Raw genomic sequence first — 22,145 nt, forward strand, 5'->3', positions numbered from 1 at the left:
CAATTTCACAAAATTTAACTGCTGGAGCACATATTCAACGCTCCGCATTAGAAGATTGCGCCCAACGCAAACGTTGACGCGCGTGTAACACACTGTAATCATCGTCCGCCACAACGCTGACGGCGCGCCATGACCTGGCGCCCGGACGGCTCGAGCCGCCGCTTCGCGCAAACCGCATTGCCGGCCATCGATACAAGAAACAGGGACAAGACAATGAAAAGCAAGGTCGTGGTGTACGGCCCGCTCTACGGGAAGTGGTACGCAATCCTGGTCAACGACGGTGTGGCCGCCGAATCGAACCAGTTTGGCTCGTACGAAGCCGCCATGGGCTTCGCCTCACGCCGTTATCCGGAGCTTGAGCAGGAGCGGCAGCCCTACGCGCGGGGCCGCGACGAAAGCGAGAACGGAAGCGACAGCCGCGAAGCTGCGCCCATCTGAACGGGAACGCCCCGGGCGGCATTTACGCCGCCCCTGCCGACCCAGGCGTTAGTGGCCCGCGCCGCAAAAGCGCCCGGCGATCCACTCGAACACGCTGCCTTCGCGCAGCGAGCGGCTTTGCGCTTCGTCGCCGTAGTGGATCTGGTAGAGCGGCTTGCCGGTGGCGTTGCGCGCGCGATAGAGCGTTTGCGCAATCACCGTGTAGCTATGTCGCGCGCAATCGAGCACGACCTGTTTGACCGACGAGCGGATGGGCTGCCCATCGGCTGTCTTGATCGTGAAGTCGGGCAGCACGTTGCGCAACAGCCGGAAGTGCACGGTGGGCGAATTGGCATCCGCCGCGGCGCCGGGCTGCGGCTTGACCGATTGCCGGTCGATGTACGAAACGATGCCGTGGATGCTCTCGAACCGGCGCCACCGGGAATCGGCGCCGGTGGATTCGAGGGCAGGTGCCGCATTGGCCGAAGCGGCTTGCGCTGCGGCTGCCGGCACAGGGGCCGACGCAGAAATGGTTTCTGCGGATACGGGCATCGCTGCCCACTGCGCGGCAACCAGAGCGGTCGCTGCGATGGCGCTTTGCCAGCGCCAGCCTCCTGTCTTCATGGGGTGTCTCGCCTTGCTGCAAAAAACTCAGCGGGCGATTCTACCGCGCTGGCGCAACCGCTTACGTCACATCGGGTCGACGGGCTCGGCAACGTCCACGCCGGCAAAACGCAGATACAGCGTGCGCAGCGCCTGCGTGAGCGGCCCCGGCTGGCCGCTGCCGATCTGCACGCCGTCGATGGACACCACCGGCATCACAAACGTCGACGCGCTCGTGTAGAACGCTTCGGCGGCTTGCTGAGCTTCGGCGACGGTAAAGGTGCGCTCCTCCAGCGTCAGGCCATGTTCACGCGCCAGCGCCAGGATCGACACACGCGTGATGCCCGGCAGCACGGCGTTCGACAGCGGACGCGTGATCAGGCGCTTATCGGCGGTGATGATGAACGCGGTCGAGGACGCGCCTTCGGTCACGCGGTCGCCGTCGGTCATCCAGGCTTCATGCGCGCCGGCGCGCGCGGCGATCTGCTTGGCCATCACCTGCGGCAGCAAGCCGACGCTCTTGATGTCGCAACGCTTCCAGCGCAGGTCGGGTACCGTCACCACGGTTGCGCCCTTCTTGGCCAGCGGGCTGTTGACGATGGACTTGACCTGGGTGAACGCCACGGCCGTCGGCGTGATGTCGGCCGGGATGCCGAAATCACGCTCAGCCACGCCGCGCGTGACCTGCATGTAGACCACGCCCTCTTCCAGCCCGTTGCGCACCACCAACTCTTCGCACACACGCGTCCATTCGGCGGCGGTGTATGGGTTATCGATGCCGATCTCGGACAGCGAACGCGTCAGGCGGGCGAGGTGCGCGTCGTTGTCGACGAGCTTGCCGCGCGCCACGGCGGTCACTTCGTAAATGCCATCGGCAAAGGTGAAGCCGCGGTCCATGATTGAGACAGTGGCCTCGGCGGCCGGCACGTATTGGCCGTTCAGAAAGACGATTCGAGACATGCTGGAGAGGGAGAGAATTCAACGCCGGAGCGGAACTGCCCCGTGGACGCCTGCATAGGATACGGGCGCTGCGCCGCGACTGCCGATGTCTGCCCAGGTTATGCGAAAACGGCATGAGGGCCGGTTGGCGTCGGGTAAACTCGGCGGCTTGTCCACGCCTGCGCGACCATGTCCGAGCTGACCATTCGCCCCATTTCTGCAGACGACCTGCCCGGCATCCTGGCCGTGCAACAAGCCTGTTATGGCGATGGCTTCCTGGAGCCGGCGGAGGCGCTCGTCAGCCGCTGGGCGCGCAGCCCGACCCTGTGCCTGGCGGCAGTGCGCGGTGACGAGGTGGTGGGCTACCTGCTCTCGCATGCGTGGCATGCATGGACGCCGCCGAAACTGCATGTGCCGCTGCCTGCCTCGGATGCAGCCGACCTGCTCTGGTTTGTCCATGACATGGCCATTGCGCCGTCGGGACGCGGGCAGCGCCTGGGCGAACGCCTTTACGCGATGGCCTGCGCGGTCGCGCAAGCACAGGGCTTGCTGCACTCGCGGCTCGTCGCCGTGCAAGGTGCGGATGCCTTCTGGCGTCGGCTCGGCTATCGCCCCGCGGCGATGGCCCCACAGGCGCTCGACCCGCTGCGTGAGATGTACGGCAATGACGCCCTGCTGATGGAGCGCGCGCTGGTCTGACGGCAGGCCGTTACATCTCGTAACGTTCGTATAGGTTTCGCAAGACCGCCGGCGCGCCACTCGACTACAGTGCGGCCGTGTCGAGGAACTCCACCATGCAAAAGCATCTGGCGCTGTGCGCCCTGGCCGCCATCGCGGCATTATCGTCCCAGGCCGCGCAGGCAGGCGTCGACGTTGGGATCGGTATCGGAATCCCGGCGCCGGTCTATGTGGCGCCGGCTCCGGTCTATGCGCCGGCGCCCGTCTACGCGCCCGCTCCGGTTTACGTTGAGCCGCAGCCCGTCGTGGTCGCCCCCGGCTACTACGACGACTGGCGTGCCCGCAAATGGCAGGAAAAGCAGTGGCGCGAGCAGCGCAAATGGGAACGCAAATACTGGAAGCACCGCCGCCACGACGACGATGACGACGATTGATCGTCAGGCCGCCTTCTTCGCCAGCCCCAGGTAGGTTTCGATCACGCGCGGGTTCACGGCCAGTTCCTGCGCCGGGCCTTCGAGCGTCATGTCGCCCGTTTCCAAGACGTAACCGTAATCGGCCACCTGCAGGGCGGCACGCGCATTCTGCTCGATCAGCAAGGTTGCCACGCCGGTTTTGCGCAGGTCGCTGATGATGTGGAAGATCTCCTTCACGATCAGCGGCGCGAGGCCCAGGCTCGGCTCGTCGAGCATCAGCAGTTGCGGCTTGGCCATCAACGCGCGGCCGACGGCGAGCATCTGGCGCTCGCCGCCGGAGAGCGTGCCGGCTTCCTGCACGCGACGCTCCTTGAGCCGCGGGAACAGGTCGTAGACGACGTCCATCTGGTCCAGATAGTTGCGCTCGCCCGCGCGCTTGCGGCGGTAGGCACCGAGCACCAGGTTGTCTTCCACGCTCATGGTGGCGAACAGCTCGCGCTTTTCGGGCACCAGGCACATGCCGCGCGCCACGCGCTTTTCCACCGGGAGCCCCGTCAGGTTGTGGCCGAGATAGGAGACCACGCCGTTGGCCGAACCCGTGGTCGGCAGCGCGCCCATGATGGCGGCGAGCATGGTCGACTTGCCTGCGCCGTTCGGGCCGATGACGGTGACGATCTGCCCGGCCTCCACCTTCAGGTTTGCGCCGTGCAGGGCCTCTACCTTGCCGTAGCGGACGTGCAGGTCTTTCACTTCGAGGATGACTGACATGTTGTTCTCCTTCTCCAAACCTGTTCACGCTCCGCTGGGGGCTGCCCGAGGTTGGACCGTGCAGGTTTATTCCACGCCGCCCAGATAGGCCTCGAGCACGGCGGGGTTCTGCTGCACCTCTTGCGGCACGCCCTCGGCGATCTTGGTACCGAATTCCATCACGACAAGACGGTCGGTCAGGTTCATGACGAAGTCCATGTCGTGCTCGACCAGCAGCACGCTCATCCCTTCAGCTTTGAGCTTGGTGAGCAGCGCGGCCAGGGCCTGCTTTTCCTTGTAGCGCAGGCCGGCAGCAGGCTCGTCGAGCAGCAGCAGCGCCGGGTCGCAGCACAGCGCGCGGGCGATCTCCAGGATCCGCTGCTGGCCGAGCGCCAGGCTGCCGGCTTCCTGATACATGCAATCGGCCAGGCCGACGCGCTCGAGCTGGCGCCGCGCTTCAAACAGCAGCTTCTGCTCTTCCGCCTGGTTCATGCGCACCACGCTGGCCAGCACGCCGCCTTGCGCCGCGAAGTCGCCACGCAGGTGCGCGCCCAGCGCCACGTTCTCGAGCACCGTCATGCCCGAGAGCAATTGCACGTGCTGGAACGTGCGGCCGATGCCGCGCCTGACGATCTCGCGCGAGGGCTTGTCGCTGATGCGCTCGCCGCGATACAGCACCTCGCCGCGCGTGACCGGCAGTACGCCGGTGACAAGGTTGAACGTGGTGGACTTGCCGGCGCCGTTCGGGCCGATCAGGCCCACGATCTCTCCAGCCCTCACCTGGAAGCTGACATCGTTGACGGCGACGAGGCCGCCGAACTCCTTGCGCGCGGCGCGCACGTCCAGAATCAGCTCGCCTGCCTGCGGTTTCTCGCGCTGCCTGAGCGCAGGTGCATCTTCCGGCGCGCGCGCTGTCGGCGCAGAAGGGAACAGCTTGCGGATGAACGGCCACACGCCATCGCGCGCGTATTGCAGCAACAGCACCAGCAGCACGCCGAACACGATGATCTCGAAGTTGCCGTTGGAGCCCAGCAGCCTGGGCAGGATGCTTTGCAGGCTGTCTTTCATGATGGTCAGCAAACCCGCGCCGAGCACGGCGCCCCACACGTGGCCCACGCCGCCGACCACCGCCATGAACAGATATTCGATGCCGTAGTTCAGGCCGAACGGCGTGGGGTTCACCGCGCGCTGCAGGTGCGCGTAGAGAAAGCCCGAGATGCAGGCCAGCACCGCCGCAAACACGAAGATCACGACCTTCATCCACGCGGTGTTCACGCCCATCGCCTCGGCCATCGTGCCACCGCCCTTGAGCGCGCGGATGGCGCGGCCCGGGCGCGAGTTCAGAAGGTTCTGCACCGCCAGCACGGCCACCACCACGACGGCCCAGATGAGATAGAACATCTCGCGGCCGGTGTTCAGCTGTTTGCCGAGCACGTTCAGCACCGGGATGCCGTTGAGGCCGTCGTACTTGCCCAGGAACTCCAGGTTGCCGAACAGGAAGAACAGCGACAGGCCCCACGCAATCGTCGCCAGCGGCAGGTAGTGACCGGACATCCGCATCGTGATCAGCCCGATCACGTATGCCGACACCATCGTGATCACAAGCCCCGCCAGCAGGCCGACCCACGGCGATACGCCGTACTGCGTGGTGAGATACGCCGTGCTGTACGCGCCCAGCCCCACAAACGCGGCCTGCCCGAACGACGTCAGCCCGCCCACGCCCGTGAGCAGCACGAGGCCCAGCGCGACGAGGCTGTACAGCCCGATGTAATTGAGCAGCGTGATCCAGAACTCGGGCGTCGGCACGACCGGGATCAGCGCCAGCACGATCACGAAGAGCGCCGTCAGCACGCGGTTGCGCGAGAACCAGCCGCGCTGCGCGGCGTTCCCGGAAGATTTGGCGAGCGTGTTCATCGGCTTACTCCTCTTCCTCGACATGCCTGGTGGTGAGCGATCGCCACAGCAGCACCGGGATGATGAGCGTGAACACGATCACCTCCTTGAACGCCGACGCCCAGAACGATGAATACGACTCCAGCAGCCCCACCAGCAGCGCGCCCAGCGCCGCCACCGGATAGCTCACCAGCCCGCCCACGATGGCACCCACGAAACCCTTCAGGCCGATCAGGAAGCCCGACTCGTAGTACACCGTCGTGATGGGTGCGATGAGGATGCCGCACAGCCCGCCCAGCGCCGCGGCCAGCGTGAAGGCCAGGCGCCCCGCCTGCGTGGTGCCGATGCCGACGAGCCGGGCGCCGAGCCGGTTCACCGCCGTCGCGCGCAGCGCCTTGCCCGACACCGTGCGGCCAAAATAGAAATACAGCGCCGCGATCATCAGCGCCGATACCGCCACCACCCACAGGCTCTGGCCCGATACCGACAGCGCGCCCAGATCGAATCGCGCATCGGAAAACGCATCCGTGCGCGAGCCCTCTGCGCCGAACATCACGAGGCCCAGGCCGACCATCGCGAAGTGCACCCCCACCGAGACGATCAGCAGCACCAGCGTGCTCGCCTCGGCCAGCGGCTCATAGGCCAGGCGGTAGATCATCGGGCCCATCGGAATGACGATCAGCAGCGCCAGCGCCACCTGCACGACCTGCGGCAGCTGCATCGGCGCAAGCATGCCGGCCGCCGCATACATCGCGATCGGGAAGACCAGATACTTGCCCGCGTAGACGGCGCCCGTGCGCAGCGCGTGCAGACGCAGCTCCGGCTGCAGCAGCGTGCGGCCCATCTCGACGAGGAAGGTCAGCACGCCGAGCGTCACGAGCATGCTCGCAGACAGCGGCGCCTTGTTCGCCTGGATGGCCGCCAGCGTGAGCGCGCCATACGCGACGAATTCGCCCTGCGGGATGAAGATCACGCGCGTGACGGAAAACACCAGCACGAGCGCCAGCGCCAGCAGCGCGTAGATCGCGCCCGATGTCACGCCGTCTTGCGCCAGGATGGCGGCAATCGACAAGTCCATGAGTCTCCTTGCTCTGATGGTCGTGGCGCGCCACGAGTTACGAGAGGGTAAATCTTTTACGACAGGGTGAAATTGGCGACAACCCTAACGCGCCGCCTTTTCGCGCCGCCCGCTGGCCTTGGTGCGCGCTGGCTGCGGCGTCTGCAGCAAGGTGGACAGCCGCTTGACGAATGCGCGCAGGGTGGCCTCCAGTTCGCCGCCGCGCTGCGCGTGAAACAGCGGATGCAGATTCAATGCGATCAGCACCAGGGCCAGTTGCCCCCGCATGCCGAACACCGGCAGCGACAGCGCGCTCACGCCAGGCAGCAGGCTACCGGATACCCATGAAGCGCCCTCGGTACGGATCTCTTCGCACAGCCGGTAGTAGTCGGTGAGCGAGCGCGGCAGATCCGGCAGATCGTCGGCGGCGCGCTCGTGGAGTTCGCGCTCGACCAGCGGCAAGGTCTGCTCGATCGGCAGGTAAGCGCCAAACAGGCGGCCGGTGGCGGAGTTGAGCATCGGCATGACATCGCCGATGCGCAGGTTCACACCGGGCGCGCCGCCCGCCTTTTCCCAGTGCACCACGGTCGGCCCGCGATCGCTCCAGACGGCAATGCCGATGGTGTGGCCGGTCTGGTCCCGAAGGCCGCCCAGCAGCGGCCGTGCAAGCGCAATGGCTTCTCTTCGGTTCAGGCTTGCCAGGCCCAGGCGCAGTGCAAAGGGGCCGAGCTCATAGCGGCCGGTCAGCGGATCCTGCGAAACCGCGCCGACGCGCTGCAGGCTGACCAGGTAGCGGTGCGCCTTGGACGGATGCATGCCGGCGGCGCGCGCCAGATCACCCAGGGCCATCGCGCGCATCGCCCGCGTGAGCGCCACCAGCAGATGGGAGCCGACCTCGATGGACTGGATGCCGGAGCGGTCGCGGCTGGCCGGAGCGTCATCCGCATCGCCATCGGGTTGGGGGGCGTTCGCTGCTTCAGTGGTCTCCATGTTCTTGGCGTCGTGGCGGGCCGGCAAAGTGCTGCGAGCGTAGCACGCCGCGCACGCCTGGCGGCGCGCAGTCGTTCTTACGCATTGTAGAAATCATGAATCTAATCATAATTCTCGTATACCCTAGGCGCGACTGCCGACCGCCCGGTCTATGATTCGCTGCACGCGGCCCTTGCTGCATGGCGTGCGCTGCACCGTACACGGCAGGCACCAGCCGGCCGCAGAAGAAATTCCACCCACCGTAATTAACTACACCAGGAGTGACAGAATGGCCAAAGCCTTCGCCTCGCAGGCCGACCTCGAGGCCAAACAAGTCACCTTCACGCAGCTCTCTCCCAACGCCTACGCCTACACCGCCGAGGGCGACCCGAACTCCGGCGTCATCATCGGCGACGACGCGGTGCTGATCGTCGACACCACCGCCACGCCGGCGATGGCGCAAGACCTGATCGCCCGCATCCGCGGCATCACAGACAAGCCGATCAAGCACGTCGTGCTGTCGCATTACCACGCGGTGCGCGTGCTGGGCGCCTCGGCCTACTTTGCCGAGGGCGCGCAGAACATCATCGCCAGCCGCGGCACGTACGAGATGATCGTCGAGCGTGGCGAGGCCGATATGAAGTCGGAGATCGAGCGCTTTCCGCGCCTGTTCGCGGGCGTTGAAACCGTGCCGGGCCTGACCTGGCCGACGCTGGTGTTCGAGCGCGAACTCACGCTGTTCCTGGGCAAGCTCGAGGTCAAAATCCTGCACCTGGGCCCGGGCCACACGAAGGGCGACACGGTCGTGTGGATTCCATCGCAAAAGGTGCTGTTCTCGGGCGACCTGGTCGAATACGACGCCGCCTGCTACTGCGGCGATGCCCAACTCGAAGAATGGCCCGCCACGCTCGACGCCCTGCGTGCGCTGGGCGCCGAAAAACTCGTGCCCGGCCGCGGCCCGGCGCTGCTGAACCCGCAGGAAGTCGACAAGGGCCTCGCCTACACGCGCGACTTCGTGTCGACGCTGCTCCAGCGCGGCAAGGAAGCCGTCGCCCAGAAGATGGACCTGAAAGCCGCCATGGCCCACACCCGCGCCGCCATGGACCCGAAGTTCGGCCACGTCTTCATCTACGAGCACTGCCTGCCGTTTGACGTGACGCGCGCCTACGACGAAGCCAGCGGCATCAAGCACCCGCGCATCTGGACGGCCGAGCGCGACAAGGAGATGTGGGCCGCGCTGCAGGGCTGATCCGCCCCGGCGTCTTTCTTCGACCACGATATCCACCGACAAAGCGGCGGCCACGACTGCCGCAGGTGCGAGCGAGACATGAACCCCGATTTCCAGAACCGCGTCTTCACGTACGCGCCTTGCGCGGAGCAGCAGCCCGGCTGCACGGCCGGGGCCCGCCCCGTCGTCATCGTCGGCGCAGGGCCGGTGGGCCTGGCCACGGCCATCGACCTCGCGCAGCAAGGCGTGGCCGTCGTTGTGCTGGATGACGATTGCACGCTGTCGACCGGCTCGCGGGCGATCTGCTTCTCCAAACGCTCCCTGGAGATCTTCGACCGGCTGGGCTGCGGCGACTGCATGGTCGACAAAGGCGTGAGCTGGAACGTCGGCAAGGTCTACCTGAAGAACGAGCTGCTCTACAGTTTCGACCTGCTGCCGGAAACCGGCCACCGCCGTCCGGCGTTCATCAACCTGCAGCAGTACTACGTCGAGGGGTTCCTCGTCGAGCGGGCACTGGCGCTGCCGAACATCGAGCTGCGCTGGAAGAACAAGGTGACGGGCCTCACGCAGGATGCGGACGGCGTGACGCTCACCGTGGAGACGCCCGACGGCGCCTATACCCAGCGCGCCCAATACGTGGTCGCCGCCGACGGCTCGCGCAGCCCGGTGCGCCGCATGATGGGCCTCGAAGCCCACGGCCAGACCTTCAAAGACCGCTTCCTGATCGCCGACGTGCGCATGGAAGCGCCCTTCCCGAGCGAGCGCTGGTTCTGGTTTGACCCACCGTTCCACCCGAACCAGTCGGTGCTGCTGCACCACCAGCCCGACAACGTCTGGCGCATCGACTTCCAGCTCGGCTGGGACGCCGACCCGGTGGCCGAGAAGCAGCCGGAGCGCGTCATTCCGCGCGTGCGCGCGCTGCTCGGCGAGGGCGTCGACTTCGAACTCGAGTGGGTGAGCGTCTACACGTTCTCATGCGAGCGCATGGACCGCTTCCGCCACGGCCGAGTGCTGTTCATCGGCGACGCGGCGCATCGCGTCTCGCCATTCGGCGCGCGCGGCGCCAACAGCGGCCTGCAGGACGCCGAAAACCTCGCCTGGAAACTGCGCATGGTGCTGGCCGGCGATGCGCCCGATACGCTGCTCGACACCTACGCCACCGAGCGCGAATTCGCCGCCGACGACAACATCCGCCACTCCACCCGCTCGACCGATTTCATCACGCCCAAGAGCGCCGTCAGCCGCCTCTTTCGCGATGCCGCGCTGCGCCTGGCCAAGCACTATCCGTTTGCGCGCACGCTGGTCAACAGCGGGCGGCTTTCCACGCCAACGGTGCTGGAAGGCTCCCCGCTCAGCACGCCCGACGACGCCGACTTCGGATGTGCGCTGGTGCCCGGCAGTGTCGCGCTCGACGCGCCGGTGCGAACGCGCGACGGGCGTGCCGCGTGGCTGCTCAGCCATCTGCGCGACGGCTTCATGGCATTGCGTTTCTGCCGCGCGGGAGAACACATCGACGCGTTGCCGGTACCCACGCTGGCGATCTTTCCCGCCGGCGGCGCAGGTACGGTGTCGGCGGGCGTCACGGCGCTCGAAGACATCGACGGCCTGGTCGCCCAACGCTATGACGCACGGCCCGGCACGTTGTACCTCATCCGCCCGGACCAGCACGTCTGCGCACGCTGGCGCAGCGTCGATACCGCCAAGCTCGCGGCCGCCATGCGCCGCGCCATGGGCCATGCCGACGCCACCACGCCATCGCCCGCTACAGCCACCGCCTGACCGCCATGCCGTTGAACACCCAGCCCAACCTGCCGCGCCCGGACGACTTCTATGAGGCGCTGATCGACACGCACCGCGGGCTGAGCGACGCGCACAGCGCGATGCTCAACGCGCAGCTGATCCTGCTGCTCGCGAACCATATCGGCGACATGGCGGTGCTGCGGGAGGCGCTGGCGGCTGCGCGACTGGCCCTGCCGGCGGGCGCAGCGGATTAGCACCCACCCTGCCGCGTCCCGGCGAGTTGACCACGGCGATACTCACCCTGGCGCTCCAGCATCCAGCCCGGGTACTCGGCGGGCAGCCTGCTGACCTCATCGAGCTGCGCCAATTCTTCCGTTGTCAGTTCCACCTGGGTCGCGGCGATGTTGTCGTCAAGCTGATCGACCTTCTTGGCACCGACGATCACGCTCGTCACCACGCGCTGGTGCAGCAGCCACGCCAAGGCGATCTGCGCCACGGACACACCGCGCGCACGGGCCATGACACGCATCGCGTCGATACAGGTATACGCCCGCGCCTGGTCCACGGGCGGGAAGTCGAACTTGTTGCGGCGGCTGTCCTGTTCGCCATGCTGTTCGCGCGTGTACTTGCCGCTGAGCAGGCCGCCGGCCAGCGGGCTCCACACCATCAGCCCCAGCCCTTCGCTCTTGAGCATCGGCACGAGTTCGCGCTCGAGGTCGCGGCCGGCGATCGTGTAGTAGGCCTGCAGGCTTTCGAAGCGCGCGCAACCGAGGCGCTCGGCAATGCCCAACGCCTTGACGATCTGCCATGCGGCCCAGTTCGATACGCCCACGTAGCGCACGTGCCCGTGCTGCACGAGCGTGTCGAGCGCACGCACGGTCTCCTCGATGGGCGTGGCCGGATCGAAGCCGTGGATCTGGTAGAGATCGATGTGGTCGAGCTGCAGGCGCTTCAGGCTCGCCTTGACGCCGTCCATGATGTGAAAGCGCGAGGCGCCGCGTGCGTTGACGCTGTCGCCCGTCTGGCCGAACACCTTGGTGGCGACGACCACGCTGTCGCGCGACACCTTGAGGTTCTTCAGCGCCTGCCCCGTGATCTGCTCCGACACACCGTTCGCATACACGTCGGCCGTATCGATGAAATTGATGCCCGCATCCAGCGCGCGGCCGATCAGCCGTTCGGCGTCCGCCTGCTGCAGATCGCCGATGTGCTGCCAGATGCCGTCGGACCCGCCGAAGGTCATGGTCCCCAGACACAGCTCCGAGACGAACAGGCCCGTCCGCCCTAACACGTTGTAACGCATGTGATCAGCTCCGATGGTGATGAGGAATGCCGCGCGCAGCGGCTCAGATGCGAAACGACAACGCCGAGCATAGGACGGACGGCAGCGCCCTGCAGCGGATCACCCAGACGTCGGATGGTGGCCCAGCCGGACGGAGATGGCCGCGCCGGCCTGCTGCAGCAGCGCCACGTAATGCGCCTTGGTGTCCGCCCCGCACCGCATGGTCGGGAACGAGATCGACAGCCCCGCGATCACGCGGCCAAACCGGTCGAACACGGGCACGGCAATGCACAGCAGCCCGTCTTCCTGCTCTTCGTTGTCTTCACCAAAGCCCTGCTGGCGCACGCGCGGCAGGATGCTCAGCACGGCTTCGGCGGAGCCCAGCGTCTTCTGCGTGGACTTCTTGAACTCGACTTTCGACAGCACGTCGCGTGCCTCGTCCGGCGGCATGTAAGCCAGCAGCACCTTGCCGATGGCCGTGCTGTACAGCGGATTGCGCCGCCCGATGCGCGACTGCATGCGCAGGCCGTAATCGGCGTCGATCTTGTGAATGTAGATGATGGCGTCTTCGTCAAAGGCGCCCAGGTGCACGGCCTCGCGCGTGAGCTGCGCGATGCGGCGCATTTCGGTGTCGGCCTCGCGGACGAGGTCGACATTTTCCAGCGCCTTGGCGCCGAGTTCGAACAGGCGGATGGTCAGGCGGTAGCGATCCGTGTCACCTTCCTGCGCCACGTAGCCGAGGTTCTTGAGCGTCTGCAGGAAGCGGTGCACCGTCGTCTTGGACATGCCCAGCCGCTGCGACAGCTCGCTCGGGCCGACGGCGCCAAGCTCGCCCATGGCGGCCAGGATGGTGAACACCTTGTCGACAGCCGAGACGGACTCGGCCTTGTCTGCGCCGGTTTCGCCCGGCTCATTGGCGGACGTGTCTTCCGGCTTGCGCGGCCGGGGTGTGGCTTTCATCTCTCGTGGTTCCGTGATGTCGAAATCTGCCGAGAGCATAACCGGTCTGATGCCGCGTTCCATCACCGCGCCTACCGTGCCAGCCAGCCGCCGTCGACCGCGAGCGTGTGGCCATGCACGTAGTCCGACGCCGCCGACGCCAGGAAGACCACCGCGCCCGCCAGGTCGTCCGGCACGCCCCAGCGCCCGGCCGGGATGCGGGCGAGGATCTCTTCGCTGCGCTGGCGGTCTTCGCGCAGCTGCGCCGTGTTGTCGGTCTCCATGTAGCCGGGCGCGATGGCGTTGACGTTGATGCCGCGCGCCGCCCACTCGTTGGCGAGCAGCCGCGTGAGTCCGAGCACCCCGCTCTTCGACGCCGTGTACGACGGCACCCGGATGCCGCCCTGGAACGACAGCATCGACGCCACGTTGATGATCTTGCCGCCGCGCCCCTGCTTCACCAGCACACGCCCCACCGCCTGCGACAGGAAGAACACGCCCTTGAGGTTGACGTCGATCACGTCATCCCAATCGGCCTCGGAAAAGGCCAGCGCATCGCAGCGGCGGATGATGCCGGCGTTGTTGACGAGGATGTCGATGCGCCCGAAGGCATCCATCGCAGCGTCGACGATGCTGCCGATCGGCGCCAGCGAAGACAGGTCGGCGCGCACGTCCACAAACTTGCGGCCAGCGGCCTCCACGCGCAATGCCGTCTCGGCGGGCGCTGAGCGGTTGGCACCGACGATATCGCAGCCGGCTGCCGCCAGCGCCGTCGCCATGCCGGCGCCCAGCCCCGTGTTGCAACCGGTGACGATGGCCACCTTGCCGGTCAGGTCGAACAGGCCGGCGCCCTGCTGGTAGGGATTCTCGAGGCGCATGGTGTCAGCGCAGGTCTGCGATGGCGATGTGGTCCATGTCGTGGAACACCTGGTTCTCGCCGACCATGCCCCAGATGAACGTGTAGGCCTGCGTGCCGACGCCGGAGTGGATCGACCAGCTTGGCGAGATCACGGCCTGCTGGTTGTGCACGACGATGTGGCGCGTCTCCTGCGGCTCGCCGAGCATGTGGAAGACGGCCGCGTTGTCCGGCAGGTTGAAGTAGAAATAGACCTCCATGCGGCGCTCGTGCGTGTGGCACGGCATGGTGTTCCACAGGCTGCCGGGCTCGAGCTTGGTCATGCCCATGGAGAGTTGGCACGTCGGCAGCACGTCGGGCACGATGAACTTGTAGATCGTGCGGCGGTTGCTGGTGGCCGGATCGCCGAGCGTTTCGGGCGACGCCTGCGCCAGCGTGATCGTGCGTGTCGGATAGGCCGTGTGGGCCGGCGCGCAGTTGATGTAGAACTTCGCCGGCCGCGCCGCATCGTCGCTGCCGAAGACAAGGTTCTGCCCGCCCTGGCCGATGTAGATCGCCTCTTCATTGCCGACGGCGTGACGCTTGCCCTCCACTTCCACCCAGCCCGGGCCGCCGATGTTGATGGCGCCCAGCTCGCGGCGCTCGAGCAGATGGCTCACGCCCATCGACTTGGCGAGCGACGTCGGCACCTCCACCGGCCGCGTCGCCGGCCATGCACCGCCAACGATGATGCGGTCGATGTGGCTGTACGTGAACTTGAGCCCGTCCCGCTCAAACACCTGCTCCACCAGGAACTGGCGGCGCAAGCCCGCCGTATCGAGCGTTTTTGCGTGTTCGCTGTGAATCCCCTGCCGTACTTCCATGCCGTTTCTCCGTGGGTTGATGCGCCGGCCGGCCGCACGGCCCCGGCTGTCGTGTTCTGGATTGAAGCACAAAACCCATCAATACGGAACGATGATCCGAATTTTTGTTGACGCCAACCACCAGTCACTCGGGCCTATATTTGGCTTCAATTTCAGCACTAGGGTAAACGATCAATCGCAAAAAAGTACAAAAATGGAACATCGTTCCATATCAACTGCTATAGTCAGCCACGAGGTAACACCCCTAACAACCGGGCGCGCAGACGCCCCTGGAGGAGACGTGAAGATCAAGAAGGCGATTGACCGCATTCCGGGCGGGCTGATGCTCGTGCCGCTGCTGCTCGGTGCATGCGTGCACACATTCGCGCCGGATGCGGGCAAGTACTTCGGCTCGTTCACCAACGGCCTGATTGCCGGCACGGTGCCGATCCTGGCGGTGTGGTTCTTCTGCATGGGCGCGACGATCGACCTGCATGCCACGGGCGTGGTGCTGCGCAAATCGGGCACGTTGCTCGTCACCAAGATCGCCGTGGCGTGGCTGGCAACGCTGGTGGCCGCGCAGTTCATTCCGGACGACGGCATCAAGACGGGCATCCTGGCGGGGCTGTCGCTGCTGGCGATCACCACGTCGATGGACATGACCAACGGCGGGCTCTATGCAGCCGTCATGCAGCAATACGGCACCAAGGAGGAGGCAGGCGCCTTCGTGCTGATGTCGGTCGAATCGGGGCCGCTGGTGAGCATGCTGATCCTCGGGGCGACCGGCATTGCCGTGTTCGAGACGCGGCTGTTCGTGGGCGCGGTGCTGCCCTTCCTGATCGGCTTTACGCTCGGCAATCTCGACAGTGAACTGCGCGAGCTGTTCGGCCGCTGCGTGCACCCGCTCATCCCGTTCTTCGGTTTTGCATTGGGCAACGGCATCGACTTGCATGTGATTGCCAAGAGCGGCTTCCCGGGGTTGTTGCTCGGCCTGACGGTGATCGTCGTGACAGGCGTGCCGCTCATCCTGGCCGACAAGTTCATCGCAGGCGGCAATGGGGGCGCCGGGCTGGCGGCTTCGTCCACGGCCGGGGCCGCTGTGGCCAACCCCGCGATCATCGGCGAGATGATCCCCAAGTTCAAACCCATGGTGCCCGCCGCCACCGCGCTCGTGGCCACGGCGTGCCTCGTCACGGCGATCCTGGTGCCGATCCTGACGGCGATGTGGGTGCGGCGCGTGGGCCGGGCTGCGCCGTTGCCCGAGCCGGAGGCCGCGAACCTGCCACCGCATGCGGCGCACCGCGAAGCCCACTTCTGACCACGTCGGCAATGCACGCCACACAAGACCCGAGAGGAGATTCCCCATGCTGCTGCACACGCTCGCACGGCGCACGGCACGCGTTGCCATGACCGCCGCTCTTATTGCAGGCACCGCCGCCGCCCACGCGGCCACCGATGCCGATGCGGTCGCCCAGGCCGTTGAGCGCATGCGCGTGGCGATGGTCGGCAGCGACGGCGCCACGCTCGGCTCGCTCGTGGAAAACGACCTGACCTACGGCCATTCGTCCGGCAAGCTCGAAGACCGCGCGGCCTTCCTCAAGGCCCTGGACGGCACGCACGCATTCCAGTCGATTGCGCTGTCCAACCAGACCGTCAAGGTCGACGGCGACAACGCCTGGGTGCGCCACGTGTTCGACTCCGTCAACAACCTGGCCGACGGCAAGACCAGCACCGCGCACATCGGCGTCCTGCAGGTCTGGAAGAAGCATCCGGACGGGTGGCGCCTGTTCGCCCGCCAAGCCTACCTGCTGCCCAAAGAATGAGCGCCGCCGCTTTCCCGGGCCGACTGGCCGGCAAGACCGCGCTCGTTACCGCCGCCGCGCAGGGCATCGGCCGCGCCTGCGCCGAGCGCTTTGCCCGCGAAGGTGCGCGCGTGATCGCCACCGACATCCGCATCGACGCGCTAAACGATGTGCCCTTCGAAGTACGCCGGCTTGACGTACGGAGCACGCAGCAGGTCAACGCGCTGGCCGCCGAGCTTGGTGCCGTCGACGTGCTATTCAACTGCGCCGGCTTCGTCCACGCGGGCTCGGTGCTCGAATGCGACGAGCAGGCGTGGGATTTCTCGTTCGACCTCAACGTCAAGTCGATGTATCGGACGATTCGCGCGTTCCTGCCTGCCATGCTCGAGCATGGCGGCGGCAGCATCATCAACATGTCATCCGCGGCCTCGAGCATCAAGGGCGTGCCGAACCGCTTTGTGTATGGCGCATCGAAGGCGGCGGTGATCGGGCTGACCAAATCCGTGGCGGCAGACTTTGTGGCGCGCGGCATCCGCTGCAATGCGATCTGCCCCGGCACGGTGGTATCGCCATCGCTCGCCCAGCGCATCGATGAGCAAGCCCGCACGCAAGGCAAACCGCGCGCGGAAGTCGAAGCGGCGTTCGTCGCGCGCCAGCCGATGGGGCGCCTCGGGCAGCCGGAAGAGATTGCCGCGCTGGCGGCGTATCTGGCTTCTGACGAGGCCGCCTTTACGACGGGGCAAGTCCACCTGATCGACGGCGGCTGGTCAAATTGATACCTTGATGCCTTTCCCCCCCAACCGATTTGAGCTTTTCATGAAACTGCTGCGCTTCGGCCCCCAGGGCCAAGAAAAACCCGGCCTGCTCGATGCCACCGGCACTCTCCGTGATCTGTCGGGCATCGTCGACGACATTGCGGGCAACGTGCTGTCGGACGCATCGCTCGCCCGGCTACGCGAGGTGGACCCTGCCACGCTGCCGGCCGTCAGCGGCCAACCCCGCATTGGCCCGTGCGTCGGGCGTGTCGGCAAGTTCATCTGCATCGGGTTGAACTACGCCGACCACGCTGCAGAGTCCGGCCTGCCGGTACCGTCCGAGCCCGTCGTCTTCAACAAATGGACCAGCGCCATCTGCGGCCCGAACGATGACATCGAAATCCCGCGCGGCTCGGTCAAGACCGACTGGGAAGTCGAACTGGGCGTGGTGATCGGCAAGCCCGCCAAGTACATCGACGAAGCCAACGCGCTGGACTACGTGGCCGGCTATTGCATCGTCAACGACATTTCCGAGCGCGAATGGCAGCTCGAGCGCGGCGGCCAGTGGGACAAGGGCAAGGGCTTCGACACGTTCGGCCCGCTTGGGCCGTGGCTGGTCACGCGCGACGAGGTGCCCGACCCGCAGGCGCTGGACCTGTGGCTCGAGGTGGACGGCCACCGCTACCAGAACGGCAACACGCGGACGATGGTGTTTAGCGTGGCGAAGCTGGTCGCGTATCTGAGCCGCTGCATGAGCCTGCAGCCGGGCGACGTCATCTCGACGGGCACGCCGCCGGGCGTGGGGCTGGGCATCAAGCCGAACCCGGTCTATCTCAAGCCCGGGCAGACCATGCGATTGGGCATCGCCGGCCTCGGCGAGCAGTTGCAGCGCACCGTCGCCGCACCGTAAGGATCAGCCGTCCAGCTCGGCAAAGCGCTGCGCGACGAGGTTGCGCAGCCACTGGTTGCCGGCGTCCTGATGAAAGCGCCGGTGCCAGAACACGTTGGTCTGCAGCGCCGGCAGCTTGAGCGGCGGCGCTGCAAATTCCAGCCCGAACGGCGGCGCTGCCCGCTCGGCCAGCTTGCGCGGCACCGTCACCACGAGATCGGTCGTGCTGATGATGTACGGCACCGCCACGAAGTGCGGCACCGAAAAGCGCGCCGATTGTGTGATCCCCGCCTTGTCGAGCAGCGGCCCGATGGCGTTGTACGGGCTGGCCGAGCTCGCCACCACGAGGTGCGATGCGGCGCGAAAGCGTTCGAGCGTCAGTGCCCCATCTGCCAGCGCGTGGCCGCGCCGGAACATCGTCACGTAATCCTGCTGAAACAGCCGGCGCTGGAACACGCTCTCGCCCGACAGGTCATCGAACGCGCCGATGGCCAGGTCGATGGCGCCGGCCTCCATCTCTGCCTTCATGTCGAACCCGCCCGCGCGCACGGTGTGGATGCGCACGCCGGGCGCCTGCTCCGCACAAAGTTGCGCCAGCACCGGCATGAAGTACACCTCGCCGACGTCGCTCATGGCCACGGTGAAGCTGCGCGTGGATGTGGCGGCATCGAAATGTGCGCGCTGGCCGAAGGCACGCTGCAGCGTGTCCAGCGCCATCGCCACCGGTTCGGAGAGTTGCTCGGCAAGTGCGGTCGGCATCATGCCGCGTGGGGTGCGCACGAACAGCTCGTCGTCGAACGTCTGGCGCAGGCGCGCCAGCGCGTTGCTCACCGCCGGCTGCGACAGGCCCAGCCGCTCCGCCACGACAGAAATGCGCTTCTCGCGCAGGATTTCCTGGAACAGCACCAGCAGGTTCAGGTCGACATCCCGCAGGTTCAGCATGGCCTGGCCTTATTATTCAGGTTATCAATGTTATGCATTCTCGCATTGATATTCCAAATTTTCACCGAATCCGGACAATACGGCAGACCCAAGCCAGAACAACAGAGCGGCCAGACGCCGCCGCCACCGGAGACCACCATGCGCCCTGCCCCCGCTGCATCGTCAGCCTCGATCGACCTTGCCCGCCTCATCGACCAGGGCAAGGTCGGCGGCTTCCAGATCCTGCTGCTCGCCATCTGCGGGCTGTGCCTCATCATCGACGGCTTTGACGTGCAGGCCATGGGCTACGTGGCGCCGGCCATCATCAAGGACTGGAACATCACCAAGGCGAGCCTGGGGCCCGTGTTCGGCGCGGGCCTCTTCGGCATGCTGGTCGGCTCGCTGGTGTTCGGCGTGCTGGGCGACCGCTTCGGCCGGCGTCCGGTGCTGATCGTCGCCACGTTCTTTTTTGCCGCCTGCATGCTGGCCACCACGCAGGTGGAAACGGTGCGGGCGCTGCTGGTGCTGCGCTTCATCACCGGCCTGGGCCTGGGCTGCATCATGCCGAATGCGATGGCGCTGGCCGGCGAGTTCAGCCCCGCGCGCACGCGCGTGACGTGGATGATGCTGGTGTCTTGCGGCTTTACCGTGGGCGCGGCGCTGGGCGGCTTCGTGAGCGCGGCGCTGCTGTCGCGCTTCGGGTGGCAGGCGGTGTTCCTGGTGGGCGGCCTCGTGCCGCTCCTCATTGCCGTGATGATGGTGCTGTGGCTGCCCGAATCCCTGCAATACCTGGCGCTCAAGGGCGATCCGCAAACGCGCCATCGACGGCTGGCACGCTGGCTGGGCAAGCTTGATCCGACGCTGCATGTCGATGCGCAAACACAATTCGTGGTGCCGGAAGCACCGGCGCGCGGCATGCCGGTCTCCGCGCTGTTCACGGAAGGCCGCGCCAAGGTCACGCTCGTGCTGTGGGTCATCAACTTCATGAACCTGATCGACCTGTACTTCCTGTCGAACTGGCTGCCCACGCTGATCCGGGATGCCGGCTATCCGACCGACACCTCCGTGCTGGTGGCGACCGCGCTGCAGGTGGGCGGCGTGATCGGCACGTTGACGCTGGGCCGGCTGATCGACCGCCTGGGCTTCGTGCGCGTGCTGGCCGTGTGCTTCCTCGTCGCCTGCGCCACCGTGGCGCTGATCGGCCACGTGGCGGCGGCGCTGCCGATGCTGGTGGCGGTGGTGTTCATTGCCGGCTTCTGCATCGTCGGCGGGCAGCCTGCCGTGAATGCGCTGGCCGCCACGTATTACCCGACCACACTGCGCGCCACCGGCATCGGCTGGAGTCTGGGCGTCGGGCGCATCGGCTCGGTCATCGGCCCGGTCATCGGCGGACAACTGATTGCCATGCAGTGGAGCGGGCCGGCGCTGTTCCAGGCGGCAGCGGTGCCGGCGCTGGTGTCCTTCGGCATGGTGCTGGCGTTGACGCTGGCCGCCAGTGGCACCGACGCCGCCCGCTTTGCCTCAGGTCGCACAACCGGCAAACCCGCCTGATGGCCCGGTAACGACTACGCTTTCCCTGAAGACGCTCCTGACTTTTTCTCCAAGGACTTCACCATGAATATGCTCGCCCCGACGGTCAAGAACGCATTCACCCCCGCGTCGCTGGACCGGCCCGCCTACCAGAGCGGCTTCGGCAACGAGTTCGCCACCGAAGCCCTGCCCGGCGCGCTGCCGCACGGCCAGAACTCCCCCCAGAAGGCGCCGTATGGGCTGTATGCGGAGCAGATTTCCGGCACGGCGTTCACCGCGCCGCGCGCGCACAACCGCCGCTCGTGGCTGTACCGCATCCGGCCGGCCGCCGTGCACCTGCCGTTCGAAGCCGTTGCGCAAGCGCGCCTGCACAGCAACTTCAACGAGGTGCCGCCCTCGCCGAACCAGTTGCGCTGGGATCCGCTGCCCGCACCGGCGCCCGGCACGGACTTCATCGACGGCATCGTCACCTTCGCCGGCAATGGCGGGCCGGACGCACAGACCGGCTGCGGCATCCACCTGTACGCCGCCAACGCCGACATGACCGACCGCTTCTTCTACAACGCCGACGGCGAACTGCTGATCGTGCCGCAGCAAGGCCGCCTGCGCCTGCTGACGGAGATGGGCGTGGTCGATGTCGAACCGCTGGAGATTGTGGTCGTCCCACGCGGCGTGCGCTTCCGCGTCGAACTGCCGGATGGCGACGCGCGCGGCTACATCTGCGAGAACTTCGGCGCGCTCTTCCGCTTGCCCGACCTCGGCGTCATCGGCTCGAACGGCCTGGCCAACCCGCGCGACTTCCTCACCCCGCACGCGTGGTACGAAGACCGCGAGGGCGACTTCGAACTCGTCGCAAAATTCCAGGGCAGCCTGTGGACCGCGAAGATCGGCCACTCGCCGCTGGACGTGGTGGCCTGGCACGGCAACCTCGCGCCGTACAAGTACGACCTGCGCCTGTTCAACACCATCGGCTCGATCAGCTACGACCATCCGGACCCGTCGATCTTCCTGGTGCTGCAGAGCCCCTCCGCCACACCAGGCGTGGACACGATCGACTTCGTGATCTTCCCGCCGCGCTGGCTGGCCGCCGAAAACACGTTCCGCCCGCCCTGGTTCCACCGCAACGTCGCGAGCGAATTCATGGGCCTGATCCAGGGCGTGTACGACGCCAAGGCCGAAGGCTTCGTGCCCGGCGGCGCCAGCCTGCACAACTGCATGAGCGGCCACGGCCCCGACGCCGACACGTTCGAGAAAGCCAGCAACGGCGACACCACCAAGCCGCACAAGGTCGACGCAACGATGGCCTTCATGTTCGAAACGCCAGCCGTGATCCGCCCCACGCGCTTCGCAGCGGAATCCGCGCAACTGCAAGCCAAGTACTTCGAATGCTGGCAAGGCCTGAAAAAGCATTTCGACCCGACCAAGCCCTAAGAACTTCGCCTTGGCGCCAACGCGAGCATCCAGAAGGTGTGGCCGTACCTTGCCCTAGATGGCGCCTTGAATTTTCGTAAGCGGGCGGAAAAAAGAAGGACCGCTGTCTGAGCGCAGCGAGTTTCGGTCCTTCTCCGCCCGGTTACGGAAATTCAAGGAGTCTTTCGCCATCTCGGGCGCGCCTTTCTTTGCTTACTTTCTTTGGCAAGACAAA

23 protein-coding genes are annotated in these 22,145 nt (G+C 66.3%); 12 read left to right on the plus strand and 11 right to left on the minus strand.

Translation table 11 applies throughout. From position 1 onward, the window contains the following. The first annotated feature begins 129 nt into the window (after positions 1–129). Positions 130–438, plus strand: coding sequence for a hypothetical protein (locus A6M56_RS10900; RefSeq protein WP_257983858.1), 309 nt, complete (start codon positions 130–132; stop codon positions 436–438). Between the two features lie 48 nt (positions 439–486). On the opposite strand, the gene A6M56_RS10905 is transcribed toward A6M56_RS10900, so the two are convergent. Further along, complete coding sequence (locus tag A6M56_RS10905; protein WP_102079324.1) at positions 487–1,041, minus strand: surface-adhesin E family protein; 555 nt, start codon at positions 1,039–1,041, stop codon at positions 487–489. A 66-nt stretch (positions 1,042–1,107) separates the two neighbouring features. After that, positions 1,108–1,980, minus strand: a complete 873-nt coding sequence (locus A6M56_RS10910) for a D-amino-acid transaminase (RefSeq protein WP_045218402.1) — start codon at positions 1,978–1,980, stop codon at positions 1,108–1,110. A gap of 168 nt (positions 1,981–2,148) precedes the next feature. Here A6M56_RS10910 and A6M56_RS10915 point away from each other — a divergent pair, with 168 nt between their 5' ends. Both A6M56_RS10915 and A6M56_RS10920 read left to right on the plus strand, forming a co-directional pair. Continuing rightward, positions 2,149–2,658: a GNAT family N-acetyltransferase gene (locus tag A6M56_RS10915; RefSeq protein WP_045218404.1), complete on the plus strand. Its 510-nt coding sequence runs from the start codon at positions 2,149–2,151 to the stop codon at positions 2,656–2,658. Between the two features lie 95 nt (positions 2,659–2,753). Next, positions 2,754–3,071, plus strand: a complete 318-nt coding sequence (locus A6M56_RS10920; RefSeq protein ID WP_062738176.1) for a hypothetical protein — start codon at positions 2,754–2,756, stop codon at positions 3,069–3,071. A 3-nt stretch (positions 3,072–3,074) separates the two neighbouring features. On the opposite strand, the gene A6M56_RS10925 is transcribed toward A6M56_RS10920, so the two are convergent. The 4 genes from A6M56_RS10925 to A6M56_RS10940 all read right to left on the minus strand — a co-directional run bounded on the left by A6M56_RS10925 (position 3,075) and on the right by A6M56_RS10940 (position 7,737). Further along, positions 3,075–3,818 carry an ABC transporter ATP-binding protein gene (locus tag A6M56_RS10925; RefSeq protein ID WP_102079323.1) on the minus strand — a complete coding sequence of 248 codons (744 nt, stop codon included), beginning with the start codon at positions 3,816–3,818 and terminating at the stop codon, positions 3,075–3,077. Positions 3,819–3,884: 66 nt separating this feature from the next. Continuing rightward, positions 3,885–5,711: a branched-chain amino acid ABC transporter ATP-binding protein/permease gene (locus A6M56_RS10930; protein ID WP_102079322.1), complete on the minus strand. Its 1,827-nt coding sequence runs from the start codon at positions 5,709–5,711 to the stop codon at positions 3,885–3,887. A 4-nt stretch (positions 5,712–5,715) separates the two neighbouring features. Next, positions 5,716–6,768, minus strand: coding sequence for a branched-chain amino acid ABC transporter permease (locus A6M56_RS10935; RefSeq protein ID WP_102079321.1), 1,053 nt, complete (start codon positions 6,766–6,768; stop codon positions 5,716–5,718). An 84-nt stretch (positions 6,769–6,852) separates the two neighbouring features. Beyond that, the gene (locus A6M56_RS10940) at positions 6,853–7,737 is read right to left on the minus strand and encodes an IclR family transcriptional regulator (protein WP_062738267.1); all 885 of its coding nucleotides are present in this window, start codon (positions 7,735–7,737) and stop codon (positions 6,853–6,855) included. Positions 7,738–8,005: 268 nt separating this feature from the next. Here A6M56_RS10940 and A6M56_RS10945 point away from each other — a divergent pair, with 268 nt between their 5' ends. The 3 genes from A6M56_RS10945 to A6M56_RS10955 all read left to right on the plus strand — a co-directional run bounded on the left by A6M56_RS10945 (position 8,006) and on the right by A6M56_RS10955 (position 10,938). Then, a complete protein-coding gene (locus A6M56_RS10945) occupies positions 8,006–8,965 on the plus strand; it encodes an MBL fold metallo-hydrolase (RefSeq protein WP_062738174.1) in 960 nt (319 codons plus the stop codon). A 78-nt stretch (positions 8,966–9,043) separates the two neighbouring features. Beyond that, a complete protein-coding gene (locus tag A6M56_RS10950; protein ID WP_045218415.1) occupies positions 9,044–10,723 on the plus strand; it encodes an FAD-dependent oxidoreductase in 1,680 nt (559 codons plus the stop codon). 5 nt (positions 10,724–10,728) lie between these two features. Continuing rightward, positions 10,729–10,938 (plus strand): DUF2783 domain-containing protein, encoded by a 210-nt coding sequence (locus A6M56_RS10955; protein ID WP_045218418.1) that lies wholly within the window; start codon positions 10,729–10,731, stop codon positions 10,936–10,938. Here A6M56_RS10955 and A6M56_RS10960 read toward each other — a convergent pair. The 4 genes from A6M56_RS10960 to kduI form a co-directional block, all read right to left on the minus strand. Further along, entirely contained in the window at positions 10,935–11,987 is a 1,053-nt protein-coding gene (locus A6M56_RS10960) for an aldo/keto reductase (RefSeq protein WP_102079320.1), read from the minus strand. The two genes, A6M56_RS10955 and A6M56_RS10960, sit on opposite strands and share 4 nt — an antisense overlap. Before the next feature lie 99 nt (positions 11,988–12,086). Next, positions 12,087–12,926 carry a DNA-binding transcriptional regulator KdgR gene (kdgR, locus tag A6M56_RS10965; RefSeq protein WP_096746617.1) on the minus strand — a complete coding sequence of 280 codons (840 nt, stop codon included), beginning with the start codon at positions 12,924–12,926 and terminating at the stop codon, positions 12,087–12,089. Between the two features lie 71 nt (positions 12,927–12,997). Continuing rightward, positions 12,998–13,783, minus strand: a complete 786-nt coding sequence (gene kduD / locus A6M56_RS10970) for a 2-dehydro-3-deoxy-D-gluconate 5-dehydrogenase KduD (protein WP_102079319.1) — start codon at positions 13,781–13,783, stop codon at positions 12,998–13,000. A gap of 4 nt (positions 13,784–13,787) precedes the next feature. After that, positions 13,788–14,624, minus strand: a complete 837-nt coding sequence (gene kduI / locus A6M56_RS10975) for a 5-dehydro-4-deoxy-D-glucuronate isomerase (RefSeq protein ID WP_102079318.1) — start codon at positions 14,622–14,624, stop codon at positions 13,788–13,790. A gap of 280 nt (positions 14,625–14,904) precedes the next feature. On the opposite strand from kduI, the gene kdgT reads away from it, so the two are divergent. The 4 genes from kdgT to A6M56_RS10995 are packed head-to-tail and all read left to right on the plus strand — an operon-like array spanning position 14,905 to position 18,070. Beyond that, positions 14,905–15,921, plus strand: a complete 1,017-nt coding sequence (kdgT, locus tag A6M56_RS10980; RefSeq protein WP_096746131.1) for a 2-keto-3-deoxygluconate transporter — start codon at positions 14,905–14,907, stop codon at positions 15,919–15,921. Positions 15,922–15,967: 46 nt separating this feature from the next. Further along, entirely contained in the window at positions 15,968–16,426 is a 459-nt protein-coding gene (locus A6M56_RS10985; protein WP_102079317.1) for a nuclear transport factor 2 family protein, read from the plus strand. After that, entirely contained in the window at positions 16,423–17,181 is a 759-nt protein-coding gene (locus A6M56_RS10990) for an SDR family oxidoreductase (protein WP_102079316.1), read from the plus strand. The genes A6M56_RS10985 and A6M56_RS10990 overlap by 4 nt, the downstream gene beginning before the upstream one ends. Before the next feature lie 40 nt (positions 17,182–17,221). Continuing rightward, a complete protein-coding gene (locus A6M56_RS10995; RefSeq protein WP_102079315.1) occupies positions 17,222–18,070 on the plus strand; it encodes an ureidoglycolate lyase in 849 nt (282 codons plus the stop codon). A 3-nt stretch (positions 18,071–18,073) separates the two neighbouring features. Here the strand turns inward: A6M56_RS10995 and A6M56_RS11000 are convergent, their stop codons facing one another. Further along, positions 18,074–18,991 carry a LysR family transcriptional regulator gene (locus A6M56_RS11000; protein ID WP_045218425.1) on the minus strand — a complete coding sequence of 306 codons (918 nt, stop codon included), beginning with the start codon at positions 18,989–18,991 and terminating at the stop codon, positions 18,074–18,076. A gap of 138 nt (positions 18,992–19,129) precedes the next feature. Between A6M56_RS11000 and A6M56_RS11005 the strand changes: the two genes are divergently transcribed. Both A6M56_RS11005 and hmgA read left to right on the plus strand, forming a co-directional pair. Next, the gene (locus tag A6M56_RS11005; protein ID WP_102079314.1) at positions 19,130–20,521 is read left to right on the plus strand and encodes an MFS transporter; all 1,392 of its coding nucleotides are present in this window, start codon (positions 19,130–19,132) and stop codon (positions 20,519–20,521) included. A 63-nt stretch (positions 20,522–20,584) separates the two neighbouring features. After that, on the plus strand, positions 20,585–21,931 hold the full coding sequence (gene hmgA / locus A6M56_RS11010; protein WP_045218429.1) for a homogentisate 1,2-dioxygenase: 1,347 nt from the start codon (positions 20,585–20,587) through the stop codon (positions 21,929–21,931). Positions 21,932–22,145: the final 214 nt, after the last annotated feature.

This window comes from Ralstonia sp. RL, assembly GCF_001683835.1.
In the GTDB taxonomy this organism is placed as follows: domain Bacteria; phylum Pseudomonadota; class Gammaproteobacteria; order Burkholderiales; family Burkholderiaceae; genus Ralstonia; species Ralstonia mannitolilytica.